Genomic DNA, 24,812 nt, shown 5'->3' on the forward strand with positions numbered 1-24,812 from the left:
TTTGAAGTCTTCTCTATTTGGGGTTCCTTACATCAAATATTGCGGGTCTACATCCACGCTTATCAGCAGCTTTTCTTTCGCTGAGCGCTCTTCAAACCAAGCTACTGCTTTAGCCACGATCTCTGCAGCCTGATCTTCCCCCCGATATTTTACCACGCATTGGAATCGATATCTATCTTTGATTCGTGAAATCGGCGATGCAACAGGTCCTAGCACGTCCATTTGAAAAGATTGATCCGCGGACAACGTGTTCGTAAACAGATCCACCTGCTGAGCCTGATACGTAAAAGCAATCTCCTTCAATCTTGTTACAAAAGCCTCCGCAGAGCGCACCAGAAGCGGAACCTGCTCATGCGAGAAAGTGATCAGAATCAACCGCTGATAAGGCGGATAGCCTAAATTTGCGCGTATATCAAGCTCATGGTTCGCAAAAGCGATATAATCGTGCTGGCTTGCATACTGTACACTATAATGTTCAGGTGTGTATGTCTGGACGAACACTTCGCCTTGCTTTTCATGGCGACCCGCCCGGCCTGCTACCTGTGTTAACAACTGAAAAGTCCGCTCCGCTGAACGGAAATCCGGCAAATTAAGCACCGTATCCGCTGCGATAACCCCCACTAAGGTCACGTCGGGAAAATCCAGCCCTTTGGCTACCATCTGCGTGCCAAGCAGCACATCCGCCTGCTTTTCGCGAAACATCGTCAGCCATTTTTCATGCGAGCCTTTCTCCGTCGTGGTATCGACATCCATGCGGATGACCCGTATCCCGGGGAAAATCTTACTAAGCTCCTCTTCAACACGCTGTGTTCCTGTTCCAAAATGACGAATATGCTCCGACTGGCAGCTAGGACACTGCGTGACCTCGCGCTCCGCATAGCCGCAATAATGACAGCGCAGCATACGCGAGCTTTGATGATAGGTTAGTGAAATATCACAATGCGGACATTGCGAGACGAAACCGCATGTACGGCACATCACGAACGTCGCATACCCACGCCGATTCAGCAGTAAAACAATCTGTTCTTTCTTTTGTAACCGATCTTCGATCGCTTTATACAAGGAACGGCTGAACATAGAACGATTTCCGTTTTTCAGCTCCTCACGCATATCGACAATAGCTACTGGGGGCATGGGTCGGCTGGCTACGCGTTCCCGCATCGTCAACAAACGAAAAGGAGGTTTCTCCCTGTCACGGCGTCGCCTTGTCTTCTCGATACTTTCCAGAGAGGGAGTTGCGGAACCGAGCACAACGACGGCATTTTGCTGCTTTGCTCTTTGAACCGCCACATCACGAGTGTGATATTTGGGGCTCTCCTCCTGCTTATAGGAAGATTCGTGCTCTTCATCAATGATAATAAGGCCAATTCTCGTAAAAGGAGCAAAAATCGCCGAACGAGCGCCGATCACAACCTTCACTTGCTTGCGCATAATTTTACGCCATTCGTCGTACCGTTCGCCATTCGATAACCGACTGTGCAGGACAGCGACCAAATCGCCGAACCGCCCTTTAAATCGTTCTACCATCTGTGGTGTCAGCGAAATTTCGGGAACGAGTACAATCGCTTCTTTGTCCATATCCAAGCACTGTTGAATGGATTGTAAGTACACTTCGGTTTTACCGCTGCCCGTTACCCCATGCAGCAGAAATACCTCATTCCGTTCCTCCGCTACAGCATCCCGAATTTCCGCGAAGACACGACTCTGTTCTTCTGTTAAGGGAAGCGGCTTCGTCCGCGTGAAAGCACGCCCCGCATAGGGGTCGCGCATCACTTCGACCTCGCGAAGCTCAATCCACCCCCGATCCGCCAAGCTTTTGACCGTGCTAGCGCCGACCTCCACCGTTTCCATCAGCTCCGTAAGCCGAATCGCGTGTGGATGCTCCATCAAATAACGCAGCACATCCTGCTGTTTGTTAGCTCTGGCAGGAAGTTCGGCCAAAGCCTCTTCCAGTCCGCTCCCTCCAGTTGGAGGGAAAACGGTTAACGCCTTCTTCGTATTCATGCGGTCTTTGACCACTTGTACTTCCGTTAGGATACCTGCGCTCAGCAGTTGTTTAATGAGGGCGCCGTCACTTGCAAAACGCTCCATTAAAGCATCCATCGAAACTGAGCCTTTGGACTTCACGAAGCTAACAATCTCTTGCAGATCTGACATGTCCAGCAACGACTGCTCGCCAGACTCCTCCCCAACCCCAATCGCCCGCTCATATTTCGCCTTGAGTGCAGCGGGCAGCATCGCCTGGAGTGCTATAACTTCATGGCACAAGTACATGCGGCTGACCCATCTCCCCAGACTCACAAGTTCCTCCGTAAGTGGAGGAACCAAGTCCAGGACGTTCTGAATCGGCTTGATGCGATTCGCATCCACCTGCGTTTCCTTATGCAGTTCGACAACAAAGCCTTGCAGCACCCGAGGGCCGAAAGGCACACCAACGCGACTGCCCACTTCAACCCATTTGCTTAAGGAAGCGGGTACTTCATAGTCGAATGCCCGGTTCGTTTGTTTCGCTGGGACATCGACAATGACTTTGGCGTACATCAGGATTTCCCCGCTGCGGTATGCATACGATCCGCTGCAAGCTCAAGCAGTCTGCGTGCCACATCTTTCTTACTCTGTATAGGCAGGGCCTCTACGAGCCCATTACGATCATAAAACCGCACCACATTCGTATCTCCGCTAAAGCCCGCACCTTCCTGTGACACATCATTACCAACGATGAGATCACAGTTTTTACGGTTCAGCTTGTCCATCGCATGCTCATCCAAACGCTCCGTCTCCGCTGCAAACCCAATGACGAACTGATGCTTTTTGAGCGCACCGATTTCCTGTAAAATATCCGGATTTTTAATCAGCTCCAGTGTTAGCGAGTCCGCCTTCTTTTTGATCTTCTGCTCGGAAACAACGGCTGGGCGGTAATCGGCAACCGCAGCAGCTTTGACAATGAGGTTACTTTCGTCCAAATGAGCTAGCACGGCCTCTCTCATATCCAAAGCAGACTGAACTTTGATGAGCTGGACACCCTCAGGTGTGCATAACGCAGATGGCCCTGATATCAGTGTCACCTTGGCTCCCATACGCGCCGCTTCTTCAGCGATAGCATAGCCCATTTTGCCGGAAGAATCATTCGTAATGTACCGCACCGGATCAATGCGTTCAACGGTGCCTCCGGCAGTCACAAGAACACGTTGTCCTTCTAAGCGCCTAGCCTCCCCCTTAAAATGACGCTCAATAGCAGCAAGAATCTCTTCAGGTTCAGCAAGCCGTCCTTTCCCGACGTATCCGCAAGCCAACTGCCCTTCGCCCGGTTCGATAAAACGCACGCCACGACTTAATAAGGTCTGCATATTATGCTGCACAGCCGGATTCACATACATATGCACGTTCATTGCAGGCGCTACCCATATCGGTGCCATGGTTGCAAGAAGCGTCGTACTGAGCATATCATCACCAAGACCAAGCGCCAGCTTGCCAATCATATTCGCCGTTGCAGGCGCAACAAGCACGAGGTCAGCGCTATCCGCCAAGTTGATATGGGATACAACCGAAGGATCTTTCTCATCAAAGGTATCCACGAAAACATGATGACGAGACAGCGTTTGAAACGTTAATGGCGCTACGAATTCAACAGCTGATTTGGTCATAATAACACGCACAATTGCACCAGCTTGTGTCAATTTACTCGTTAACGCAGCAGCTTTATAAGCGGCAATGCCTCCGCATACGCCGAGTACAATCGTTTTGCCATGAAGTACACTCATAGGTATCCCCTTTCTACGCACAATTTGAGAAAAAAATAACAACCACTAGGGTTGTTGGGTAAACCAATTTATTTCTTCTGATATTTCTCTGTCTCTGTCGTCTCAAGTTTCTCGTAACCGATATAGTTACCGTAAAGTTCTTCTAACGCAACTCCAACATGTTTATGGGCCTTTTGGCCTTTCAAATTTGATTTAGCGCCATCACGCAAGGATCTTGCTCTTTTGGAAGCAGCTACAACTAGTGAATACTTGCTATCCACGATATCAAGCAGTTTATCAATTGAAGGGTATAGCATTCAATTCACCTCATCCATCCATTGTACGATTTTGGGATACATCCGATCTTTTTTGCAATGTTCTGCTAAGAGAATCGCTTGTATTTTGGAACAAGCCGTTTCTACATGGTCATTTACAATCGCATAGTCATAGTGCTCCATCAAGCGAATTTCATTCATAGCTACCGACATGCGGCTGCGAATGACTTCATCCGTTTCCGTACCACGTGTTACAATGCGATTCTCAAGCTCATCTAGAGAGGGCGGCAGCAAGAAAATGAAAACACCTTCGGAAAACTTTTGTTTGACTTGCAGAGCACCCTGCACTTCGATTTCCAAGATGACATCTCGACCGGAGCGCAGCGTTTCCTCAACAAAACGTCTCGGAGTACCGTAGAAATTACCTACATATTCGGCCCATTCCAGCACTTCATCCGTTTCGATCATCTGTTGAAATTGCTCACGCGTTTTGAAGAAATAGTTCACACCGTCCACTTCCCCTTGTCTAGGAGAACGGGTTGTGGCCGATACCGAGTATACGATATCCGGCGAACACTTGCGCAGCGCGGCGCAAACGGTTCCCTTGCCGACACCGGAAGGACCCGATAAAACAATCAGAATGCCTCTCTCACGCTCAAGGGTATTCGTATTACTCGTCATGATCATCGTCCTTGTTGGAAAGTCTATGCGCTACCGTCTCTGGTTGTACTGCCGACAATATCACATGGTCGCTGTCAGTGATAATAACGGCACGGGTTCTTCTACCATATGTAGCGTCAATCAGCATGTGACGATCACGCGCTTCTTGAATGATCCTCTTGATCGGTGCCGATTCCGGACTTACGATCGAGATAATGCGGTTCGCTGATACGATGTTGCCGAACCCGATATTAATTAATTTGATAGCCATTACGACTTCCTCCTCGCGAAGCTCCATGCCGCTTCACTCGATATTCTGTATTTGTTCGCGCATCTTCTCAAGCTCTGCTTTCATCGTAATCACTCTAGCCGTAGGCTCCGAGTGATTGGACTTGGATCCGATCGTGTTCACTTCTCGATTCATTTCTTGAATCAAGAAATCCAACTTTCGTCCAACAGGCTCTTTCTCTGTCAGCAATTGTTCACATTGCTCAAAATGACTTTTCAGTCGAGTTAATTCCTCATCCACATTCGAACGATCTGCGAATATCGCAATTTCTGTCGCTAGGCGCTGCTCATCCACAGGCGTTTGCTCCTGAAGAAGTGACTGAATTCTGTACGTCATCTTAGCCGCGTAGTCTTGAACCACTTGAGGTGCTAATGCTACCAATTCGACATGGATTCGCTTCAATTCCGCCAAGCGCTCACGAATATCTTGCTCCAGAAACGCTCCTTCCCGCAGCCGCATGTCGGATAATCTGGCAACGGCCTCCTGCAAGCAGGCGCATAGCTCCTGTTCAATCTCTTCATCAGGTTCCTTACGCGACTCCTTCATCTGAATGAGATCCGGAAGTTTCAATAAATCTTCGAGTTCGACCTGCTCGGCAAACCCATAGCGTTCCTTCAACTGCTCTGCAGCCTGTAAATAAGCATCTGCCAAAGCAAAATTAACCGTAACGCTCTTCGGGGAAGCCGTTTCACGTTCCGCCGTGACGAAGACGTCTACCCGTCCTCTCTTCACCGCTTGCAGCACCGTTTTCTTCAAAGCGTCTTCAAAAGCCGCCCATTCCTTCGGCAATCGAATCGACACTTCACTATACCTATGATTGACCGATTTCACATCGATAAACACGTTGTATCCCGCAAAAGAACGATTCGCTTGTCCGAATCCGGTCATACTGCAAATCATCCTAATCACATCCATTAACCTATTTTAATTCATTTTGAAAGTGGGTACAAGTGGAAATCATGCCGATTCGACTTTTCCCATACATACTTCGTTAGGTCTACGCACATCTCATAGGCCAGAAAAGGGGTCATCAGATAGATGCCATTAAAGAAAGGCATTGCTGCATCCAGAAGCTCTTTGGCAATCTCAACGCCCATTGCCCGTCCTGCTTCGCCCTTGAGTCCATTCATGCGTTCTCTTACTTCATCGGATAACCGAATACCTGGAACTTCATTATGCAGATATTCAGCGTTCCCTCCGCTAGCCAGCGGAGCAATACCTATGAAAATCGGTATATTTAAATGCTTCGTCGCTTCATAAATTTGTTCAATCAGCTTAGCGTCGTAGACGGGCTGCGTCATGATGTAATCGGCGCCAGCTTCAATCTTGCGTTCCAAGCGCTGAACCGCTTTGTCCAAATGTTTCACATTCGGATTAAAAGCAGCCCCAACAACGAAGTTGGCTTTCTGCTTTAGCGGCTTACCCGAGAAGGCAATGCCTTCGTTAAGCTGCTTAATCATGCGAATAATCTCGAATGAGGTCAGATCGTAGACGGAGCTGGACCCAGGGAGATCGCCGAATTTGGCGGGATCGCCGGTCACGGCCAGCACGTGGTCAATACCTAGTGCGTGAAGACCCATCAGATGGGACTGCGTCCCAATCATGTTGCGGTCGCGGCACGCGATGTGGATCAGCGGTCGCGTGCTTAAGCGTTCCTGCACGAGGTAGCCGAGGGCCAGGTTGCTCATGCGCGTCACGGCCAGTGAATTGTCGGCCATCGTAATGGCGTCGACATGGGCATCCTGCAGGGCCTTAGACCCCTGCATAAATTTCTCGATGTCGAGATCCCGCGGGGGATCCAGCTCGACAATGACGGTTTTGCGCTGCTTCACGATTTCGAGCAGCGAAGGTTTGCCTGCCGGCGGCGCAGGCTTCGCCGGGGCGGGCTCGCTCACGCGCACAGCTCGCGCGGAGGACACCGTACCAGGCGCAGCTGGGACGTAGCCTTGCAGCGCCTGAGCGACGGCGGCGATATGCTCCGGCGTGGTGCCGCAGCAGCCGCCGATGATGCGCGCGCCGAGGTCAGCGAAGCGCAGAGCGCTCTCGGCGAAGTACTGAGGCGTCGCCGCATAGGTGTAGTGCCCGTCGACGTAGTCGGGCAGCCCCGCGTTCGGGAACGCGGAGAACGGGATGCCGGCGATTGGAGTTAGCTTCTCCATCGAACGGAGAATCCCGTTCGGGCCGACGCGGCAGTTGAAGCCAATAACGTCAGCCCCGTCGTCGCGCAACCGCCCGAACGCTTCTTGCAGCGGAACGCCGTCTTGGGTGCTGCCAGTGCCTTCGTTAGCGAACTGACAAATGACAGGCAGCTCACTCATGCTGCGAATGATGCGCAGCGCGAGCTGCAGCTCTTCCAAATCATAAAAGGTCTCAAGCAATAGCCCATCTACAGGTGAATCCAGCAAGATGCCAATCTGCTCGCGGAGTGATTCCTCAACATCCGACGTACGAACGTTTTTGCGCTTGCCCGCACGAATAGATCCGATAGCTCCAACGACATATGCTTCGTCGCCAACCGCTTTTCTGGCAAGCTCAACACCTGCGCGGTTAATGGCTTCAACATCGCCTTCTAATCCGTACTTGGATAATTTTTCGCGATTAGCCGAGAATGTATTCGTTTCAATAAGACGCGCACCTGCCTCAAAATAACGGCGGTGCACGTCAGCAACCGTTTCCGGTCTAAGCAAATTCAATTCTTCATAAGAAATGCCGACAGGAAATCCCATCTGATATAAATAAGTCCCCATAGCGCCGTCACCGATTATAATGTCCCGCTGCAGCGCCGTACGAAGATCCAATTTCATAATAAATTCCCCACCTACCAAAAAAATGTAATGAACTTAAAGCGTGCCCGTAAATACTTCTTCTGCAGGTCCGGTCATATAAACATGGTTATCCGCTTCATTCCATTCGATAAACAACTCTCCGCCTTTGAGCGAAACTGTCGCTTCACGGTCCGTTAAACCGTTTAATACGGAAGATACAAGCGTTGCACAAGCGCCAGTTCCGCAAGCAAGTGTAGGACCTGCTCCTCTTTCCCAAACGCGCATATCCGTATAAGCACGATTTTTTACCGTAACGAATTCGACATTGATTTTACGCGGGAACATCGGATGCACTTCGAGCTTCGGCCCCCATGTGGCCAGATCGAAATTCACAGCATCCTCCACATAAATGACACAGTGCGGATTCCCCATCGAAACCGCTGTAAAACGAAATTCTTTTCCGTCCACTTCAATCGGGTAATTAATAACTTTAGCTTCATCGACCGTAGTTGGGACTTGAAGGCCGTTCAGGATCGGTTGACCCATATCTACGCGAACCGTCCGAACTTTGCCATCTTGTACGTTTAATTGTACCTTTTGTACGCCTGCGCCAAGTGTTTCAACGGTAATCTCCGTTTTATCAATTAGCTTATGATCGTATACATATTTAGAAACGCAGCGAATGGCATTGCCGCATTGCTCGGCTTCAGAACCGTCGGAGTTCATAATGCGCATTTTGAAATCAGCCTTGTCAGAAGGAAGAATATAGACGATGCCGTCGGCTCCAATACTAAAGAAACGATTGCATAGCTGGATCGCACGCTGATCTGCATCAGCAGGAAGTTCTTTCTCACCAGCTACTACGATAAAGTCGTTGCCTAGACCATGCATTTTTGTGAAATTCATTGTTTATAGCACTCCCAGTATGCGGTTTAGCCATTATCATAGCGTAAAAATGTCTTGATGCATAGTCCTTACTTCCCATTCCAACCGAATATCTCTCTGATTCGCCACGACATGAGCTAATGGGATAGTGTTACTAGCTGAATTATTCGATATCCGACTTTTACATCCCATCCCATGGAGATCTAAGGCCCGTTTCAAGCAAAAAAGCCGCCTCAAGGCAGCTTTGTGCACCACTTTCATTTCAAATGAGAAAAAGGTTGCCTTCAAATCCCTATCTAAAACTCGGCTTGGACGAATTGTACGAAACAGAACGAGGTGAATTCTTGTTGCGCTTTGGCGACAGCACGCTGCCCAGTCCCATTAAAAAGGTCGGAATGCCAGCGGCGACCAGAACCAGAATCCAATCCTTCCAACCAAGTGGAACGGTTTTGAAGATAGGTTGAAGAGCTTCCACATACATAACGGCCAACATCAAGATGAGCGAGGAAAGCACAGCGAGAACAAGGTACCGATTTTGAAAAGGATTACGGTGGAAAATAGAGCGTGAGCTGCGGCAATCGAACACATGAATGAGTTGAGCCATGACCAAAGTGGCAAATGCAACGCTTTGCGCTTTCACTAAGGTATCAGCATCAGATGGGTTGACTCGCAATACGAGCCAGAAAGCACCCAAGGTGCAAACGCCGATCAGAATACCTCTGGAAATAATTTTCCAACCCAAACGTCTTGCGAAAATATTTTCTTTTGACGAGCGCGGCTTGTGCTGCATCAAATCCTTCTCCGCTTGATCCACACCCAGCGCCATAGCAGGAAGGCCATCGGTGACAAGATTCACCCATAGAATTTGAATCGGTACTAGCGGCAAAGGGAGACCGGCCATCATCGCAATGAACATCGTCATAATTTCGCCCACATTCGAGGCAAGCAGATACCGGATGAATTTACGAATATTTTCATAGATACCGCGTCCTTCTTCAATCGCTGCAACGATCGTGGAGAAGTTATCATCGCTGAGAATTAAAGAGGAAGCTTCCTTGGATACATCCGTTCCTGTAATCCCCATCGCGATGCCGATATCCGCAGCTTTGATCGCTGGTGCATCGTTCACGCCATCCCCCGTCATAGCGACGACATGTCCTTTACGCTGCAAAGCTTTGACGATACGCAGTTTATGCTCAGGGGAAACTCTCGCATACACGTAGGTATCATTCACTTTAGCATCCAGTTCATCGTCCGAGAGACTCGCAATCTGCTGACCGCTCATGCTGACTCCATTTGCTGGAATCATACCAAGCTGCTTAGCGATCGCCTCAGCAGTTGTCTGATGGTCACCTGTAATCATGATCGTTTTGATGCCTGCTTTACGGCACTTTGAGATTGACTCACGAACTTCTTTGCGCGGTGGATCAATCATGCCGGTTAATCCGACAAAGATCAGACTGTTTTCTACATCCTCATAATCCTCGTATCGGTCACTGCTCTTAAGTTCTTTGTAAGCAATCCCCAACACCCGCAGAGCGGATTTGGCCATGCCTTCGTTGGCAGAAATCACTTTCTGTTTCAGCGTTGACGTAAACGGAATCACTTTTCCATCCCATAGGATGTAGCTGCAATGTTGAATGAGAACATCAGGAGCGCCCTTCGTGCAAGCCATCCGACCATGCTCAGAAGTCACAAGAACAGACATCCGTTTACGCTCAGAGTCAAAAGGAAATTCGGCGATACGCTTATATTTCTCGCTTAGCGACTCCTGGGTAATGCCACTCTTCGCACTCAGGACCACTAATGCACCTTCGGTTGGATCCCCTTTAATGTTCCATACAGAGACGACGCCGTCTTTGCCGTCCTTGCCCTTCTTCCGTTTCAACTCCTGCTTTTCCTCATACAAGGTTGCATTATTACAAAGCACGGACACGTGAAGCAGCCTGCTGAGTGATGGGTTCTTAAGCGCATCGGTGTTTTGTCCACTTAATTGGATATCCCCAACCGGCGTATACCCGTCGCCCGTCACTTCCAGCACATCGCCGCCCACCCATAAGTGCGTAACCGTCATTTTATTCTGCGTCAGCGTTCCTGTTTTATCAGAGCAGATGACCGAGGCACAGCCTAAGGTTTCTACAGAAGGCAATTTCCTTACAATGGCTTTGCGCTTAATCATACGCTGTACGCCGAGTGCAAGCGCAATGGTTACTATAGCCGGAAGTCCTTCCGGAATAGCGGCGACGGCTAAGCTGACACCCGCCAGGAACATCGCATAAGGTGGTTGTCCATGCATAATACCTGCGATAACAACGAGAACTGTCAGTGCAATCGCAACGATAATCAGAATCTTCCCAAGCTGTTCCAAGCGATGCTGAAGCGGCGTTTCCATCGATTCTGTATTTTGAATCAGATCAGCGATTTTCCCCATCTCCGTGCTCATCCCGACACGAACCACAATAGCTTTGGCCGTTCCACGCGATACCATCGTACCCATGAAACCCAGGTTGCGCTGATCCCCCAGTGGTACTTCATCGTTAGATATAGGCGATGTTATTTTGCTGACGGCCACCGACTCCCCTGTTAGGGCTGACTCCTCGATATATACGCCATTCGTTTCCAGAAAGCGCACATCTGCCGGCACCCGGTCCCCACTTTCGAGCAAAATAATATCGCCTGGGACCAAATCACGAGCTGGTATTTGATGAGCTGCGCCTTCTCTCCAAACATTTGCATTAGGGGCTGATAGTTCTTTAAGTGCACGTAATGAACGTTCCGCACGAAATTCCTGTGTAAAACCAAGAATGCCATTCATCACAATAATAACGATAATGGTAATGGCATCTAAATATTCACCCAGCAAGCCGGAAATCAAGGTCGCCCCCAATAAGACTAGCACCATGAAATCTTTGAATTGATTCAAAAGCAGTGTAATCGGAGAAACACGCTTCCCTTCGGAAAGCTCGTTTCGACCAACTTCCGCCTGTCGCTTCCAAGCTTCCTCCCAGGGCAATCCTTGCTGCATGCTCACCTGCTGTGACTGCAGGACTTCTTCCGATGTCAACTGGTACCACTTATTCTGACTCATCTGCCCTTCTCCCTCCCACTTCCACATAATCTCGCCATTAACTCATAAGTAAATGTATTCAGACAAGCAGGAAAATATCCCTGAAATCATCTTTCTTGCCGACTAACGCTTAAGTTTTTGTGAAAAGTATGGCATCATAGAGGTTAGCAAAGTTTTTATCCGAGGAGATAATTGTGATTTCAACGCACATTGCAGTTAGCTCCCTAGAAATGGAGTTGTATGTATCATGGCTTTAGACGGACTAGTCCTTCATGCAATTGTTCACGAACTGCAAGCGTGTGTAGGAGGCCGAATCAATAAAATTCACCAGCCCACCGAAAATGACGTTATTATGCACATCCGAGCACAAGGGCAAAATGTGAAACTTCTTCTTTCAGCAAATCCTACCTATCCGAGGGTCCAAATCACCGAGCAGTCCTCGTTAAATCCAATGGATGCTCCTATGTTCTGCATGCTGCTTCGCAAGCACTGTGAGAGCGGTGTGATTGAAGCCGTGGAACAAATCGGCATGGAGCGGGTCATCCGTATGCAAATTCGTCATCGCGATGAATTAGGAGATATGAGCACCAAACAGATTATTGTAGAAATCATGGGCCGTCACAGCAATATTATTCTTCTGGACCCGGCAACAGAAACGATTCTAGACGGCATCCATCACGTAACGCCCGCAATAAGTTCTTATCGGATTGTTATGCCGGGAAGCAGGTATGTCACGCCGCCAGAACAGAATAAGCAAAATCCACTAGAGGCCGATGCCTCTTCGTTCCTGCAAGCTATTCATCAAGATTCCGGTGAAGAAGAGTCCAAGGATAAACCAGAACAAAAATTAGTTCATACATTCAGTGGTTTAAGCCCTTTGATCGCCAAAGAAATCGTATACCGCAGCCGTCAAGACGGGAACAACGAACATAAATTAGACCCAACGGCCCTGTGGACAGCTTTCGATGGTGTAATGACGGCTGTACGGCAGCATCGCTACGAACCCGTCATTGTGGAGCAAGAAGGTACTGGTAAATTGTTCTTTGCCATGACACCTTTAACACACATTACCGGCATTTCCACGTCCTATGCGACTCCGAGTGATTGTTTGGAGCATTTTTATGGCGATAAAGCGGAAAGAGATACGGTCAAACAACGTGTGGCCGATTTGCTCCGTTTTTTGCATAATGAAGCGAATAAAAATGTTAAAAAGTTGGAAAAACTTCAAGAAACCGTTGATGACTCCAAAGATGCCGACAAATACCGGATTCTCGGCGAGCTGTTGACGGCCTCCCTTCACCTGATCAAAAGAGGGGATCGCGAGGTCGAGATCATCAACTACTATGATGAAGACCAGGCTTTGATAAAAATAAAGCTGGATCCGCTATTGAACCCCTCTGAAAATGCTCAGCGGTATTTTAAAAAGTACACAAAAATGAAAAACAGCACCGCGATTGTCGAGGAACAAATTGCACAAACCCATCAAGAGATTACGTATTTAAACTCCTTACTGCAGCAGCTTAGTGTCGCTTCTTTAACCGATATCGAAGAGATCCGCGATGAGCTTATGGAGCAAGGTTATGTACGTGACCGCAACAAAAAACAGCGTAAAAAGAAAAAGAAAGATAAGCCGGCTTTGGCCTGCTACCTTTCCAGTGAAGGTGTCCCAATCTATGTTGGTAAAAATAATACGCAGAACGAATATTTAACGAATCGGCTTGCCTCTTCGATGGATACATGGCTGCATACGAAGGATATTCCTGGCTCCCATGTCGTTATTCGCAGCGATAGCTACTCAGAGACTACCCTGCTGGAGGCAGCCCAATTGGCCGCCTATTTCAGTCAAGCCAAACATTCCAGCCAAGTCCCTGTTGACTATACAGCTATCAAACATGTCCACAAGCCGAATGGATCAAAGCCCGGATTTGTTATTTATGTGAATCAGAAGACACTATTTGTAACGCCGGATGAGAACATGATTAAGCAGATGAACGTTACGATAAAATAACATTCATTTGGATAGAAAGATAAACGACTTCGTCGTCCTTCAGGGACGAGCGCTTTTGTCAAGGTAGATGCGAAGCAAAAGTATAAAACTTATACTCTCTTATCTACAGAAAAAAACTCAGGCTCTGCCTAAGGTCCTTGGTGAAAACCCATTCTTGAGTGCATAGGGGGGGTTCCAAGAACTGTTGAAACGGCCCACAATTAATGCGAAAGTGCAGATATTTTTGTTAAAACCGTTTGAAAAGAGGAAAAGCCTGCTATTATGCAGGAATTTTCTGATTTTCCATCCTGAAATTAAAAAAGACCGCAAAAGCCTGCACGATTGCAGGAATTTACGAATAGGAGCTATTCAAAGAAAAAAGCATGTACAATTGCAGGTTATCACAAACAAACATAGTCACTTCATCTCATTAAAGCTCGCTCAAACCTAAACTTATAAATGTTAAATAAGGGTTAAGCTTTCGCTTAAACCAAACCCGAACCATATAAATTCTGGCTTGTAAATAAAGAACCTAGCGGCTTACCGCTAGGTTCTTTATTTCATGATTTTATGAAATAACCACATCCAACACGGCTGTTTTCCTACCGATCGACACATAGGTAAAACCGAGTCTACTCATCTCTTCTGGTTCAAATATATTCCGACCATCCACGATGAGGGATTCCTTCACAAGACTTCTGACCAGACGCCAATTCAAGCGGCGAATCTCATCCCACTCCGTCGTGATAACCACCGCGTCAGCCTCATGGAGGGCAAGATAAGGATCGGTGAACAGGTTCACTTCCGGAAGGAGCTGAGCGGCATGCCTTGTAGATACAGGGTCATAGGCATTAACTATGGCGCCCCGTTCTTTAAGTGCGGCAATAATATCAAGCGCAGGAGCATCACGTAAATCGTCTGTATTGGGCTTAAAAGCCAAACCTAATACAGTTATTCGCTTCCCATTCAAATTGCCGACTGCACGTTCAATTTTATGTACGAAGCGTTCTCTCTGCAGGTGATTCACTTCAATCACGGAACGTAATATTTTGAAATCATAATCGACGTTCTGAGCAAGCTTAAGCTGCGCTTTCGTATCTTTGGGGAAGCAGGAGCCCCCGTATCCAATACCCGCGTTCAGGAAATGAGGACCAATCCGGCGATCCAGCCCCATTCCTTTGGCCACAAGGCCAACATTAGCCCCCACCTTCTCACACACATGAGCCATTTCGTTAATAAATGAAATTTTGGCTGCCAGAAAGGCGTTGGAGGCGTATTTGATAAGCTCAGCGCTTTCGCGGTCTGTCAGAAGCAGCTCAGTACGTAAAGAAGCGTGCAGGGCAGCAACTCGAGCTCCTGCTTCCTGGTGATCTGCACCAATGACGACACGATCCGGATGAAAGGTATCCTCTATCGCAGATCCTTCTCTAAGAAATTCAGGGTTGGAAACAACATGTATGTCTAAATCAGCAGCAGCTAAAGACTTCAACTGCTCTTCTACCCAGCGACCCGTACCTACCGGTACGGTACTTTTCATCACGATGATCTTGGAAGTAGTGGAATAGGCGGCAATACTTGCAATGACACTGTTAACTTGGGTCATATCCACATCGCCATTGTCCATTGTTGGTGTTCCAACAGCAATGAAGATGATATCGGATAAGAATATGGCGTCACTGATTAACGATGTAAACGATAGGCGGCGGGCTATTAGATTGGACGAGACTAGCTCCTTCAGACCAGGTTCATAAATTGGAATATCCCCTTGCTGCAAGCGAGCTATCTTTCCTTCGTCACGATCAGCGCAAATCACCTGATGCCCCATCTCCGCGAAGCAAGTACCCGATACCAGACCGACATATCCCGTTCCAATAACCGCAATTCGCTGCACCTGTACCATGCCATCCAACCTCCCAAGTTTCCATCCGCGTTTCTCTATTTTAAATCCAACTGATGAATCAGAGATAATAGATAGGCTTTTACTTGGTCCTGTAAATCCGGACGCTGCAAGGCAAGCTCAATAGTCGCTTCAATGTATCCCATCTTATCGCCAACGTCATAGCGCTTAGCTTGCATCAGATAGGCAGCCATTTGCCGCTCCCTGTTGAGTACACGCAAAGCGTCGGTCAATTGAATTTCACCGCCGCGGCCAGGCTCTTGCCTCTCCAAAATACCGAAAATTTCCGGCATAATGATGTATCGGCCAATAACGGCTAAATTCGAAGGCGCCTGATCTCGGTCCGGCTTCTCAACCAGATCTTCGATCAACCGGTACTTGTCCAGACTGCTTGCCGGGGAGACGATCCCATACTTACTGACATCTTCCCATGGCACTTCTTGCACAGCAATGACAGACGTTCCGGATTGTTCATAAATGTCCATCATTTGCTTAAGTCCCGGTGGTGAGGATTGAAGAATATCATCGCCAAGAAGAACCGCGAATGGCTCATCCCCAATAAATTTGCGGGCGCACAGAATCGCATGACCAAGTCCGAGAGGCTGTTTCTGCCGAATATAGTGAACATCGGCCAGATTCGAAACGGATTGCACGATTTTGAGAAGCTGCGTACTGCCTTTTTCCTCCAGCATCATCTCAAGTTCGACCGATTTGTCGAAATGATCTTCAATGGCACGCTTATTGCGTCCAGTGACAATAATAATATCTTCAATGCCAGATTCAATCGCTTCTTCAACGATATATTGGATGGCAGGTTTATCAACGATCGGCAGCATCTCTTTGGGCTGCGCCTTGGTAGCTGGCAGGAAACGAGTTCCCAGACCAGCTGCAGGGATAATAGCTTTGCGAATTTTCTTCATGAGCGCTGCTCCTTCTCTGGCTTTAGGCGTTGTAAAACTTCGATTCCTATTCGCCTCGAACCGATAGGTGCGTGGAATACGACACCGCCTCGTTCACCATGGAAATCGGAACCAGCCGTTATGAGAAGTCCGGAACGCAGTGCAAGGCTGAGATACTTCGCCTCATCTTCCGGCGTATGATCAGAGTGATAGACTTCAATACCATCCAAGCCTTGATGGACAATTGCCTCTACAAGGGCATCATCATGGTAAATACCTGGGTGTGCGAGGACGGCCTTCCCTCCCGCTTCTCGGATCCACCTAATCGCCGTAGCTGGCTCAATTCTTGGTGGATTGGCATAAGCGGCAGCACCAGTTCCTAAATACCGGTCAAAAGCCTCGCTAATCGAGCTCACATAGCCTTTGTGCAGCAGTACCGCGGCAATGTGAGGCCTTCCAACTGTGTCGCCTTTACTCTTAATATTCTCTACTTCCCGAAGCACTTCCGCCATCGTAATGTCTAGTCCAAGCTGCTGCAAGCGCTCAATAATCATGTTATTGCGGGTATCTCTCGTGTCTCGCAAAGAAGCCAGTCTCTGAAGAAACCCCTCATTATGAATGTCAATATAATAACCTAGCACGTGGATATCCTGACCATTAGCTACAGTCGAAATTTCAACGCCTGGCACAACCTCAATACCGAGCTCACGCCCCGCTAAGAGCGCCTCTGAGACACCTGAGACCGTATCGTGGTCAGTTATCGCTAATGCGCCCAGTCCAGCGTCAAAAGCCATTTGAACGTTAGCAGCAGGGCGCTGAGTCCCATCTGATGCTGTCGTATGTGTATGTAAATCCGCTTCGATTCTTGCAGACATTTTCTATTCCCTTCTTTCATCGTAAATGATAACTATGAACACATCATTAAGCGAACTGTAGACTTATGTAAAATATTAAAGGAAGCGGCTTAAATCCTCTTGTCGCAAGAAAGTCATGAAGCTTACTGCCGAAATTGGCAGCAGCGTAGAGTTCAAGTAAATGGCATAGAAGCTGCGTTCAAAGACAATGTTCTCGATCTGCTTCACTTTAAAGAGACCTAGCGTCACTTCATGCTTAACGGACGACTGGGAAAGAATGGATATGCCCAAACCCGCTTCAACAGCAGATTTAATAGCACCTGTGCTGCCCAGCTCCATGACAATTTTCATGGAAGAGCAATCCATGTTGCAGCGCGCGAACTCTTCTTCCATCACTCTTCTCGTCCCGGAACCTTGCTCACGAAGCACAAACGGATATTTCAGCAGCTCTTCCAGTGTGACAACCTCCATATCGGCTAGCGGATGATCCGCAGGCACGATGAGCTTAAGCTCATCACTAAGAATCGCTTCGGTATGGACATCCGGATGATGAATAGGCGCTTCGACAAGTCCGAAATTGAGCTGATGACCCAGGACCTCGTCCAAAATCTGAGTTGTATTCATCACTTTCATCGATACGGAGATGTTAGGATAGTCTTTGCTGAAGGGTCCAAGAAGGCGAGGTAAAATGTATTCCCCCATCGTCAAGCTGGCGCCCAACTGCAGCCGTCCTTCAATCATCTTCGTAAATTTGGACATAGCAACATCGGTCTCACGGATAAGCTCAATGCTGTTTTTAGCAAATGGCAGCAGAGCTCGTCCCGCTTCGGACAGCTCGATCTTTTTGGTGCTGCGGTGAAATAGCTTGACGCCGAAATAATCTTCCAGAGATTGCACCTGCATGGTCACAGCAGGCTGTGTCATATGTAAGGCTCCCGCCGCGTGAGAGAAGCTGCCTTTCTCCGCCACGGTAAAGAAGATATGCAGTTGATGAAAATTAAGTGCCATGTAAACCCGCCTCTCTTTGTTTCCATTATATGAAATCGCAAGCACACAGTCCATTAAGACACAAAAAAGAGCATGCCTTCATCGACACACTCCAGTTAAGCAACCTATTCGGCTATCGACGCTTGCGACTGTTCTTGATCAGTGTCATGCGACGCGAGTGTCTAAGCCAAGAATAATAAGACTTCAAATCACGAAGCTCCATCGTTTCCGACATTTTCCCAAGGAAAGTAACAATAATCATTTTGTGAAGCGGATTGCCCACGAGATCAGTCTCATGCTCCAAATGGGCAAACTCCGCCACAACAACTAAGTCATCATCAATGAGATAAACGTCTTCTTCATTGCGATAATAAGGGACGATGCTATCATTTTTAAGCTTTTCCCACAGAAAAGCGCAAATTTCCTCGAGTGAATTGTTTTCGCTAGAAACACGATCACTCCATCTCAGCTTTGCATGATTCGTGATCACGACGTCCGCCACTTTCTTGTCACCCAGCTGTACGAAGAATGGTTCATAAGTACTCCATCTCCCCATCACCTTGTCTTTCATGATCACAACCCCTTTCCTACTAAAATGAGACCGTGTACCTATTCCCTATCTGCATGTAAGTTATATTTTACTTGATTATAACTTTTTTTCCCATGAAAGAATATATAAAATTATTAATAAATATTTGTGAGATCATGAAAAAATGCTTATTTTCTAAAAATTCAAAAAATAAAAAAAGCTTCTTACGAAGCTTTCGTTTTGCACTGCAGCCTCAAAGGGTGTAAAATCTAGTTTTGTCCGGCACATCACTACTGTATTCGGTTTTAATTTCGTTACGGTAAGACTTCTCTACCTTCTTGACGTACGGGAGCTTCAAAAGGTTCCGTGTTGTCTCATCTACTTTGCTGGCATGTATATAAAGAACGGCATAATTCATTTTCTTGGATATGTAATGAAGGGAACCGAACCGTTCCAAGTTTCTCGCGGCTTTGATATCGTTTACCCAAATGATTAATCCGCTACGCTCGATCATCATGATTGCAACCTCTTTTCAATAATCCTAGTATGGAGTGAACCCGCTACATGAAGCCTTCTGACACCATTGTCCGCATATTCCGTGGAAGCCTAACAGAAAGTATTCACCGCGTCCACCTCGCGGTCGTTAACGCTGGAGGGACGCTGCTGCATCAAGCAGGCGACCCGCAGCTGCTCACCTTCGCCCGTTCGACGGCGAAGCTCATTCAAGCCTTGCCGGTGATAGAATCCGGCGCGGCTGATCATTTCGGCCTCACCGATGCCGAAATCGCCTTATGCTGCGCTTCCCACAACGGGGAAGCTGAGCACGTGAGCACGGCCCAGGGTATCCTGGGCAAGCTCAGTTACCACCATGAGCACCTGCAGTGCGGTGCACATGATCCTTACCACGCGCCTACTGCACAGGCGATGCGCGAGCGAGGTGAATCCCCGAGCACCTTGCACAACAATTGCTCGGGCAAACATTCGGGCATGCTGGCGCTTAGCGCACACCTGGGTGCATCGCCGAATTCCTACATGAGCATCCAGCATCCTGTCCAGCAGCTTATGCTGGAAGCCGTGTGCGCCATGACCGGCGTGCCGAAGCCGCAGATGCAGCTCGGGATTGACGGTTGCGGGGTGCCCGTATTCGGCATGAGGATTGACCAACTGGCACTCGCCTTCGCCAGATTAGGCCGCCCTGACGAATTACCGAAAGGACGTGCAAACGCTTGCCAAAGAATTGTCGCCGCGGTGCGAAAATATCCTCAATTCCTCGCGGGAAGCGACCGCTTCGATACGCGATTAATCGAGGTAACGGGTGGCCGTATCATCGGCAAGATGGGAGCCGAAGGCATCTTCGCCATCTCGATTCCTGAGCAGGGATTAGGCTTCGTCTTAAAGATCGAAGACGGTCATGCTCGGGCCTTGTATCCCGCTGTCGTCGAAGCTTTGAAGCAGCTAAGCTTGCTTTCGGAATCCGAAGTAAGCGAACTTGCCTCCTATCATACCCCTACCATTCATAACTGGCAAGGAACCGAGGTCGGAATCATCCGCCCCGATTTCCAGCTTTAGTGATTACCCGCAATTCCCGCTGCAGCTTCCACCGGAACTGCAGCCTTTGCCAGTTGGGAGTGGATTATTGCTTGGGACTTTAATCGTATCGGAGACCGCATGCGCGATCGTTGTAGAAACTGTAAACAACAAATCGTCCAAACGGTCTTCCGCTTCTTTGAACCTGCGCACCGCTTCAACAGCATGCAGCTTCTCCTGAATCTCATTCACCGCGGCTAATGCTTCGTGATAGCTTGGGTGGTAATGCCCGAAGCGTTCACATTCCTCGAAAGCATCTTTCTTTCTGGCGAAAACCGCTTTAAGATCCCGAACTTCCGTGCTGTTCTCCACAGCGATCTTCCAATATAAATAATCTGCCACTTCTGCAGAGGAATTAATCATATCACCCATGTCATAGGCCTGCATCAGAACGGCCGACATATCTATTGTTTCTGCTTCCATTGTCTGTAACATAACTTAAGTTCAACATCCTTCCTCTCAAAAAATATATAACATCTCTACTATACCACAGTTCCCCAAGAGTTTCTTCCTTTTCTCTTTGAAGCGAAATCCTCATCCATTTGCTCACTCGCTCATTCTAACCTATGTATAAACACCTTCATCATTGATACCTGGCAAAATTAGCTTCATTTCCTTCCAATCCTCACTCGCTAATGAAATCTCCTGATATTCCTCCAGTCCTTCTAATATCCAGCCCGATCGTTCCTCACGTAGAATTCGGGGAATAATGAAGCGATTCCGTCCTTCTTTACGAAGCTGCAAAACGCTTTTCCATTCGATAGCTTTACGGATCATTTCTTTGCGCGTTGAGCCGTGATACTCACGAAATTCCTTAATCCAGCTTACAGGAATATCCTGCATATCTGGATACAACTCGTCTCGCTCCGGCAAGTGGGTATCCATTTCATAGAGCTGGATGGTATCCCGTGAATAACAAAGGCCACCTGTCTGATTTTCGGACGAAATCAAGGTATTGGCAACCGCTGCATTCTCGTCTTTTCGGCTGCTTCTTGGATGGAAACCCATATTCTCTAAACACTTCGTAAGGACAGTAAGATGTTCACGCAAAACAATAAAATCTGAGCCGCCAATGCGTTCCCCAAGAAGTGGCAGGCATTTCTCATTTCTAAGCAAGGCCTCTGCAATATCCTCGGAACGACAGCGAAGCAGTGTTATTTCTTCGATATATAGCTTACCGGCTTGCTCCCCCCATTGCTGCAAAGTAATCGTTATATGCGCGGGCACTTCGTAAAGAGCATTCTCGTGCAGATACCGAATCATCTCTTCGCTGCTCATCCCATTTTCCCAAGCACGGTAGAAGCTTTCTTTGGTTATACGATAGGTACGAACAAGATCTGTCGTTTGGAGATCAGCGAAAGCCGTGATATCCCATTCTGTGCGAAGCGATACATCAGGGGGGAGTAAAATTTCGAAATCAGGCTGCACATAAAGCGAGGGACGCACCTCAACATGCGTTTCTGACAATCTGAGCTCATTATCCTCATGATGTGATGCCTCTTGTATCGGTGTGATTAACCATCGAAACCATAGATGATCTTCCTTATCGGCACCCAACTCTATGAAACGGAAAACAGATAAAGGCGTTATCCATGCGGTCATGATGGCCTTGCGAAGTGAGGATTCATCCGACACCTGCCCCCCTAGGGAACAGCAAGAACGAATTCCTTTAGCAATAGTGTCCACCTCATACCACTGCCCGATATCTCCCCTCTCCATCAATGATATGCCATGTTCAAGCCAAACAGGTGCCGGAACCAACAATTGACGCCAAATCTGGTATAATTGCCCCTGCTGCCTGTCGTAGGAGTCCTGAAGCCATCTTAAACAAGCATGCTGATTGAAGAGGTAACGGTCACCTTGGCTGTGAATGGAGAGGAAACCCATGCGAATAGCCATTTCAATCATTAGCGCGGCAGGCTCGTCATAAACGTCTCTAAATGCGTAACTAATCCCAGCAGAGCGTAATATGTCATTAGGCAAGGCTAGATGTTCCGTTAGCTTCTGCAGCTGCTTTTTATGTAAAGTCCCTTTGTTCGTGAGAGGTAGATAAGATTGTTGGTTACAAGCCTCCAGAAAATGAAACAGCTGCTGTGCCAAGCCTCTAGGATGTAATGGCGCTGCCGCATCTGATGTGTTTAATTGCCCTGAACTTTCGCCTTCCCACAACTCAAGAGCCAAATCCTCTTTACCTGTTTGAAGCTGATCTGAAGGAAATAACAACAACTGCCACGCTGCGAAAGCATCCTCAGGCAGGATAAAAAGCTGCTCCCCCCACGCTTTGCGGAAAGCGACAATTACGCCTGCTCTTCTAAGTCCTACAAGGCCTAGAGCGATTTGCGCACCCGCCATACGAAGAGCTGCTTGCTTTTCCAACGCGTCTCTTGTAAACGGTTCACAGCCAAATGCGGATATGATGAGTCGCAGCGTATGCTTTTCATCCAATGACAAATGCCGGTTCAATTCAGCAAGGTACTTCCGATCAGTCAATAAATCAGGGAATGCCACGCCTTGTTCCAGCAAAGAAGAGCACCATTTTTGTTCCATAATGAGCTTTCTTAGTTCTCGGGGCATTTTCCTATCGATATGTTCAAATCTCATCCTTTGCTCCTTCTCGCCATTTCGCCGCTTGATTCCAACTCTTTATGCTATATTGATAGCCCTGTTCAACTAGAAACAACTGCCTTTTTATCGCAAAATCCTGCTCCTTCGTATCCTCGCTAATGAGTGAATAGAAGACAGCTGCGTTCGTACCGCTGCTCTTAGGGCGAAGGATGCGCCCAAGCCGCTGCGCTTCTTCTTGCCTCGAACCATAACTGCCCGACACCTGAATGGCTACGACGGCGTCGGGCAGGTCTACAGCAAAATTGGCAACCTTCGATACAATAAGGAGGGGCAGCTGACCCTTCTTGAATTGTTCGTATAGGTCCTCTCGAATTTCATGCGCCACTCCGCCGCTGATCATGGGCGCGCCGGTATGGGCAGCGATAAGCTCTAATTGACTAATATATTGGCCAATAATTAATGTCTGTTCATCAACATGAAGCCGCAATAAGTAGTCAATAACGTCTAGCTTAGCGGCATTTTCTCCAGCAATCCTGAACTGCTGCCTGGCACCCGAGGCTCCATAACGATCCCGATCCAAAGCCGATAGAGGCACTCGTACTTCCTTGCAGGCGACCTTGGCTATCCAGCCCTTGGACTCAAGCTCTTTCCAAGCCATATCATATTTCTTCGGCCCTACAAGCGAGAAAACATCCTCTTCACGGCCGTCTTCCCTAATTAAAGTAGCCGTTAATCCTAGTCTGCGAGTCGCTTGTATCTCTGCTGTGGCCCGAAAAACGGGGGCTGGCAAAAGATGTACCTCATCATATATGATCAAGCCCCAGTCTCTCTGACTAAACAGCCGCATATGCGAGAATTCGTCCTCTTTTTTTCCTCTATGCGTCAAAATCTGATAAGTCGCAATCGTAATAGGCCTTACTTCCTTCGTAGTGCCGTTATATTCCCCTACCTGATCTTCCGCTAAACCCGTTTTGCTCAAAATCTCACGCTTCCACTGCTTCACCGAAGTCACATTGGTTGTCAAAATTAATGTCGCACAATTGCACCTTGCCATCGCAGCAATGCCGACCACCGTCTTCCCTGCCCCACAAGGAAGCACTAACACACCGCTGCCGCCTTCTCCAACACGGTTAAAGGCATCTACAGCATGCTTTTGGTAATCCCGCAATTGGAACGGCGCTTCCATCGTTTCTTCATTCCGAAGCTGTATCGGAAGATACTCACCGCGGCGATAAGCGGCTAAATCTTCAACAGGATACCCCAGCTTGATAAGTTCTTGCTTCAAGACCCCTCGTGAAATCGGAGAAATAGCAATAGCACGCTCTCCGCGGGTATCCTCTAGATAACTCTTCAACGAATCGTAAGCGCTAATTTCTTTTAACACGACCGTATCATCGCTAACTAAATAGAGCTCATTTCCGACATTCTCCATACGCAGAATGCCATACCGCTTCACATATTTACGTATGCTGCTTAGTACCCCGGTAGGGACACCAAATTTGGCATTTCGTTGTAAAAAGTCCGACATTTCTTCTATTGGCATCCCAGCAGCTGAAGCATTCCATAGCGATAATGGCGTAATCCGATACGTATGGAGATGCTCCGGGCTTTTGATCAGATCCGCGAAACGGGATATCGTCCCTCTTACAGCTTCAAATTCCGGGTGATTCGCTTCCACTAATATCGATAAATCACTCTGTACAATCAGAGGACGGGTAGGATCCATGGCAATCATGTGCTGCCTCCTTTTTTCCTAGTATGAAAGGAAAGCACTTGATTTAAACATCCCCGCCATGCTAACGTCTAAAACATACTTAAGGAAATGC

General features: G+C 48.0%; 20 protein-coding genes. 2 read left to right on the plus strand and 18 right to left on the minus strand.

All coding sequences use genetic code 11. The features are described from left to right. Positions 1 to 27: 27 nt before the first annotated feature. The 9 genes from priA to ASG93_RS14640 all read right to left on the minus strand — a co-directional run bounded on the left by priA (position 28) and on the right by ASG93_RS14640 (position 11,702). The gene (priA, locus tag ASG93_RS14600) at positions 28 to 2,541 is read right to left on the minus strand and encodes a primosomal protein N' (protein ID WP_056833071.1); all 2,514 of its coding nucleotides are present in this window, start codon (positions 2,539 to 2,541) and stop codon (positions 28 to 30) included. Continuing rightward, a complete protein-coding gene (gene coaBC / locus ASG93_RS14605; protein WP_056833073.1) occupies positions 2,541 to 3,761 on the minus strand; it encodes a bifunctional phosphopantothenoylcysteine decarboxylase/phosphopantothenate--cysteine ligase CoaBC in 1,221 nt (406 codons plus the stop codon). The genes priA and coaBC overlap by 1 nt, the downstream gene beginning before the upstream one ends. Positions 3,762 to 3,829: 68 nt before the next feature. Further along, positions 3,830 to 4,057 (minus strand): DNA-directed RNA polymerase subunit omega, encoded by a 228-nt coding sequence (gene rpoZ, locus ASG93_RS14610; RefSeq protein WP_056833077.1) that lies wholly within the window; start codon positions 4,055 to 4,057, stop codon positions 3,830 to 3,832. After that, the gene (gene gmk, locus ASG93_RS14615) at positions 4,058 to 4,696 is read right to left on the minus strand and encodes a guanylate kinase (RefSeq protein ID WP_056833079.1); all 639 of its coding nucleotides are present in this window, start codon (positions 4,694 to 4,696) and stop codon (positions 4,058 to 4,060) included. Then, positions 4,686 to 4,946, minus strand: coding sequence for an extracellular matrix/biofilm regulator RemA (gene remA, locus ASG93_RS14620; RefSeq protein WP_009672664.1), 261 nt, complete (start codon positions 4,944 to 4,946; stop codon positions 4,686 to 4,688). The genes gmk and remA overlap by 11 nt, the downstream gene beginning before the upstream one ends. 33 nt (positions 4,947 to 4,979) lie before the next feature. Further along, entirely contained in the window at positions 4,980 to 5,852 is an 873-nt protein-coding gene (locus ASG93_RS14625; RefSeq protein ID WP_321166685.1) for a YicC/YloC family endoribonuclease, read from the minus strand. Between the two features lie 41 nt (positions 5,853 to 5,893). Beyond that, entirely contained in the window at positions 5,894 to 7,768 is a 1,875-nt protein-coding gene (locus tag ASG93_RS14630) for a bifunctional homocysteine S-methyltransferase/methylenetetrahydrofolate reductase (RefSeq protein ID WP_056833082.1), read from the minus strand. Between the two features lie 36 nt (positions 7,769 to 7,804). After that, positions 7,805 to 8,635, minus strand: a complete 831-nt coding sequence (dapF, locus tag ASG93_RS14635) for a diaminopimelate epimerase (RefSeq protein ID WP_056833084.1) — start codon at positions 8,633 to 8,635, stop codon at positions 7,805 to 7,807. A 271-nt stretch (positions 8,636 to 8,906) separates the two neighbouring features. Beyond that, positions 8,907 to 11,702 (minus strand): calcium-translocating P-type ATPase, SERCA-type, encoded by a 2,796-nt coding sequence (locus tag ASG93_RS14640; protein WP_056833086.1) that lies wholly within the window; start codon positions 11,700 to 11,702, stop codon positions 8,907 to 8,909. A gap of 226 nt (positions 11,703 to 11,928) precedes the next feature. Here ASG93_RS14640 and ASG93_RS14645 point away from each other — a divergent pair, with 226 nt between their 5' ends. Next, positions 11,929 to 13,689: an NFACT family protein gene (locus ASG93_RS14645; RefSeq protein WP_056833088.1), complete on the plus strand. Its 1,761-nt coding sequence runs from the start codon at positions 11,929 to 11,931 to the stop codon at positions 13,687 to 13,689. A gap of 547 nt (positions 13,690 to 14,236) precedes the next feature. Here the strand turns inward: ASG93_RS14645 and ASG93_RS14655 are convergent. The 6 genes from ASG93_RS14655 to ASG93_RS14680 form a co-directional block, all read right to left on the minus strand. Further along, positions 14,237 to 15,559, minus strand: a complete 1,323-nt coding sequence (locus ASG93_RS14655; protein WP_056833497.1) for a UDP-glucose dehydrogenase family protein — start codon at positions 15,557 to 15,559, stop codon at positions 14,237 to 14,239. Between the two features lie 44 nt (positions 15,560 to 15,603). Next, entirely contained in the window at positions 15,604 to 16,485 is an 882-nt protein-coding gene (galU, locus tag ASG93_RS14660; protein ID WP_056833092.1) for a UTP--glucose-1-phosphate uridylyltransferase GalU, read from the minus strand. Further along, positions 16,482 to 17,339: a PHP domain-containing protein gene (locus ASG93_RS14665; RefSeq protein WP_056833094.1), complete on the minus strand. Its 858-nt coding sequence runs from the start codon at positions 17,337 to 17,339 to the stop codon at positions 16,482 to 16,484. Before ASG93_RS14665 ends, galU begins: the two co-directional genes overlap by 4 nt. 75 nt (positions 17,340 to 17,414) lie before the next feature. Further along, entirely contained in the window at positions 17,415 to 18,326 is a 912-nt protein-coding gene (locus ASG93_RS14670) for a selenium metabolism-associated LysR family transcriptional regulator (RefSeq protein ID WP_056833096.1), read from the minus strand. A gap of 112 nt (positions 18,327 to 18,438) precedes the next feature. Next, positions 18,439 to 18,876 (minus strand): hypothetical protein, encoded by a 438-nt coding sequence (locus tag ASG93_RS14675; protein ID WP_056833097.1) that lies wholly within the window; start codon positions 18,874 to 18,876, stop codon positions 18,439 to 18,441. A gap of 211 nt (positions 18,877 to 19,087) precedes the next feature. Next, entirely contained in the window at positions 19,088 to 19,351 is a 264-nt protein-coding gene (locus ASG93_RS14680; protein WP_029195610.1) for a YlbG family protein, read from the minus strand. Between the two features lie 47 nt (positions 19,352 to 19,398). On the opposite strand from ASG93_RS14680, the gene ASG93_RS14685 reads away from it, so the two are divergent. Next, a complete protein-coding gene (locus ASG93_RS14685) occupies positions 19,399 to 20,403 on the plus strand; it encodes an asparaginase (RefSeq protein WP_056833099.1) in 1,005 nt (334 codons plus the stop codon). 3 nt (positions 20,404 to 20,406) lie between these two features. Here ASG93_RS14685 and ASG93_RS14690 read toward each other — a convergent pair whose 3' ends face one another. The 3 genes from ASG93_RS14690 to ASG93_RS14700 all read right to left on the minus strand — a co-directional run bounded on the left by ASG93_RS14690 (position 20,407) and on the right by ASG93_RS14700 (position 24,721). After that, positions 20,407 to 20,856, minus strand: coding sequence for a YlbF family regulator (locus ASG93_RS14690; RefSeq protein WP_156410898.1), 450 nt, complete (start codon positions 20,854 to 20,856; stop codon positions 20,407 to 20,409). 129 nt (positions 20,857 to 20,985) lie between these two features. Next, complete coding sequence (locus ASG93_RS14695) at positions 20,986 to 23,022, minus strand: helicase-associated domain-containing protein (protein WP_056833102.1); 2,037 nt, start codon at positions 23,020 to 23,022, stop codon at positions 20,986 to 20,988. Continuing rightward, on the minus strand, positions 23,012 to 24,721 hold the full coding sequence (locus tag ASG93_RS14700; RefSeq protein WP_056833104.1) for a DNA repair helicase XPB: 1,710 nt from the start codon (positions 24,719 to 24,721) through the stop codon (positions 23,012 to 23,014). The genes ASG93_RS14695 and ASG93_RS14700 overlap by 11 nt, the downstream gene beginning before the upstream one ends. Between the last annotated feature and the right edge of the window lie 91 nt (positions 24,722 to 24,812).

This window comes from Paenibacillus sp. Soil787 (genome assembly GCF_001429545.1).
In the GTDB taxonomy this organism is placed as follows: Bacteria; Bacillota; Bacilli; order Paenibacillales; family NBRC-103111; genus Paenibacillus_E.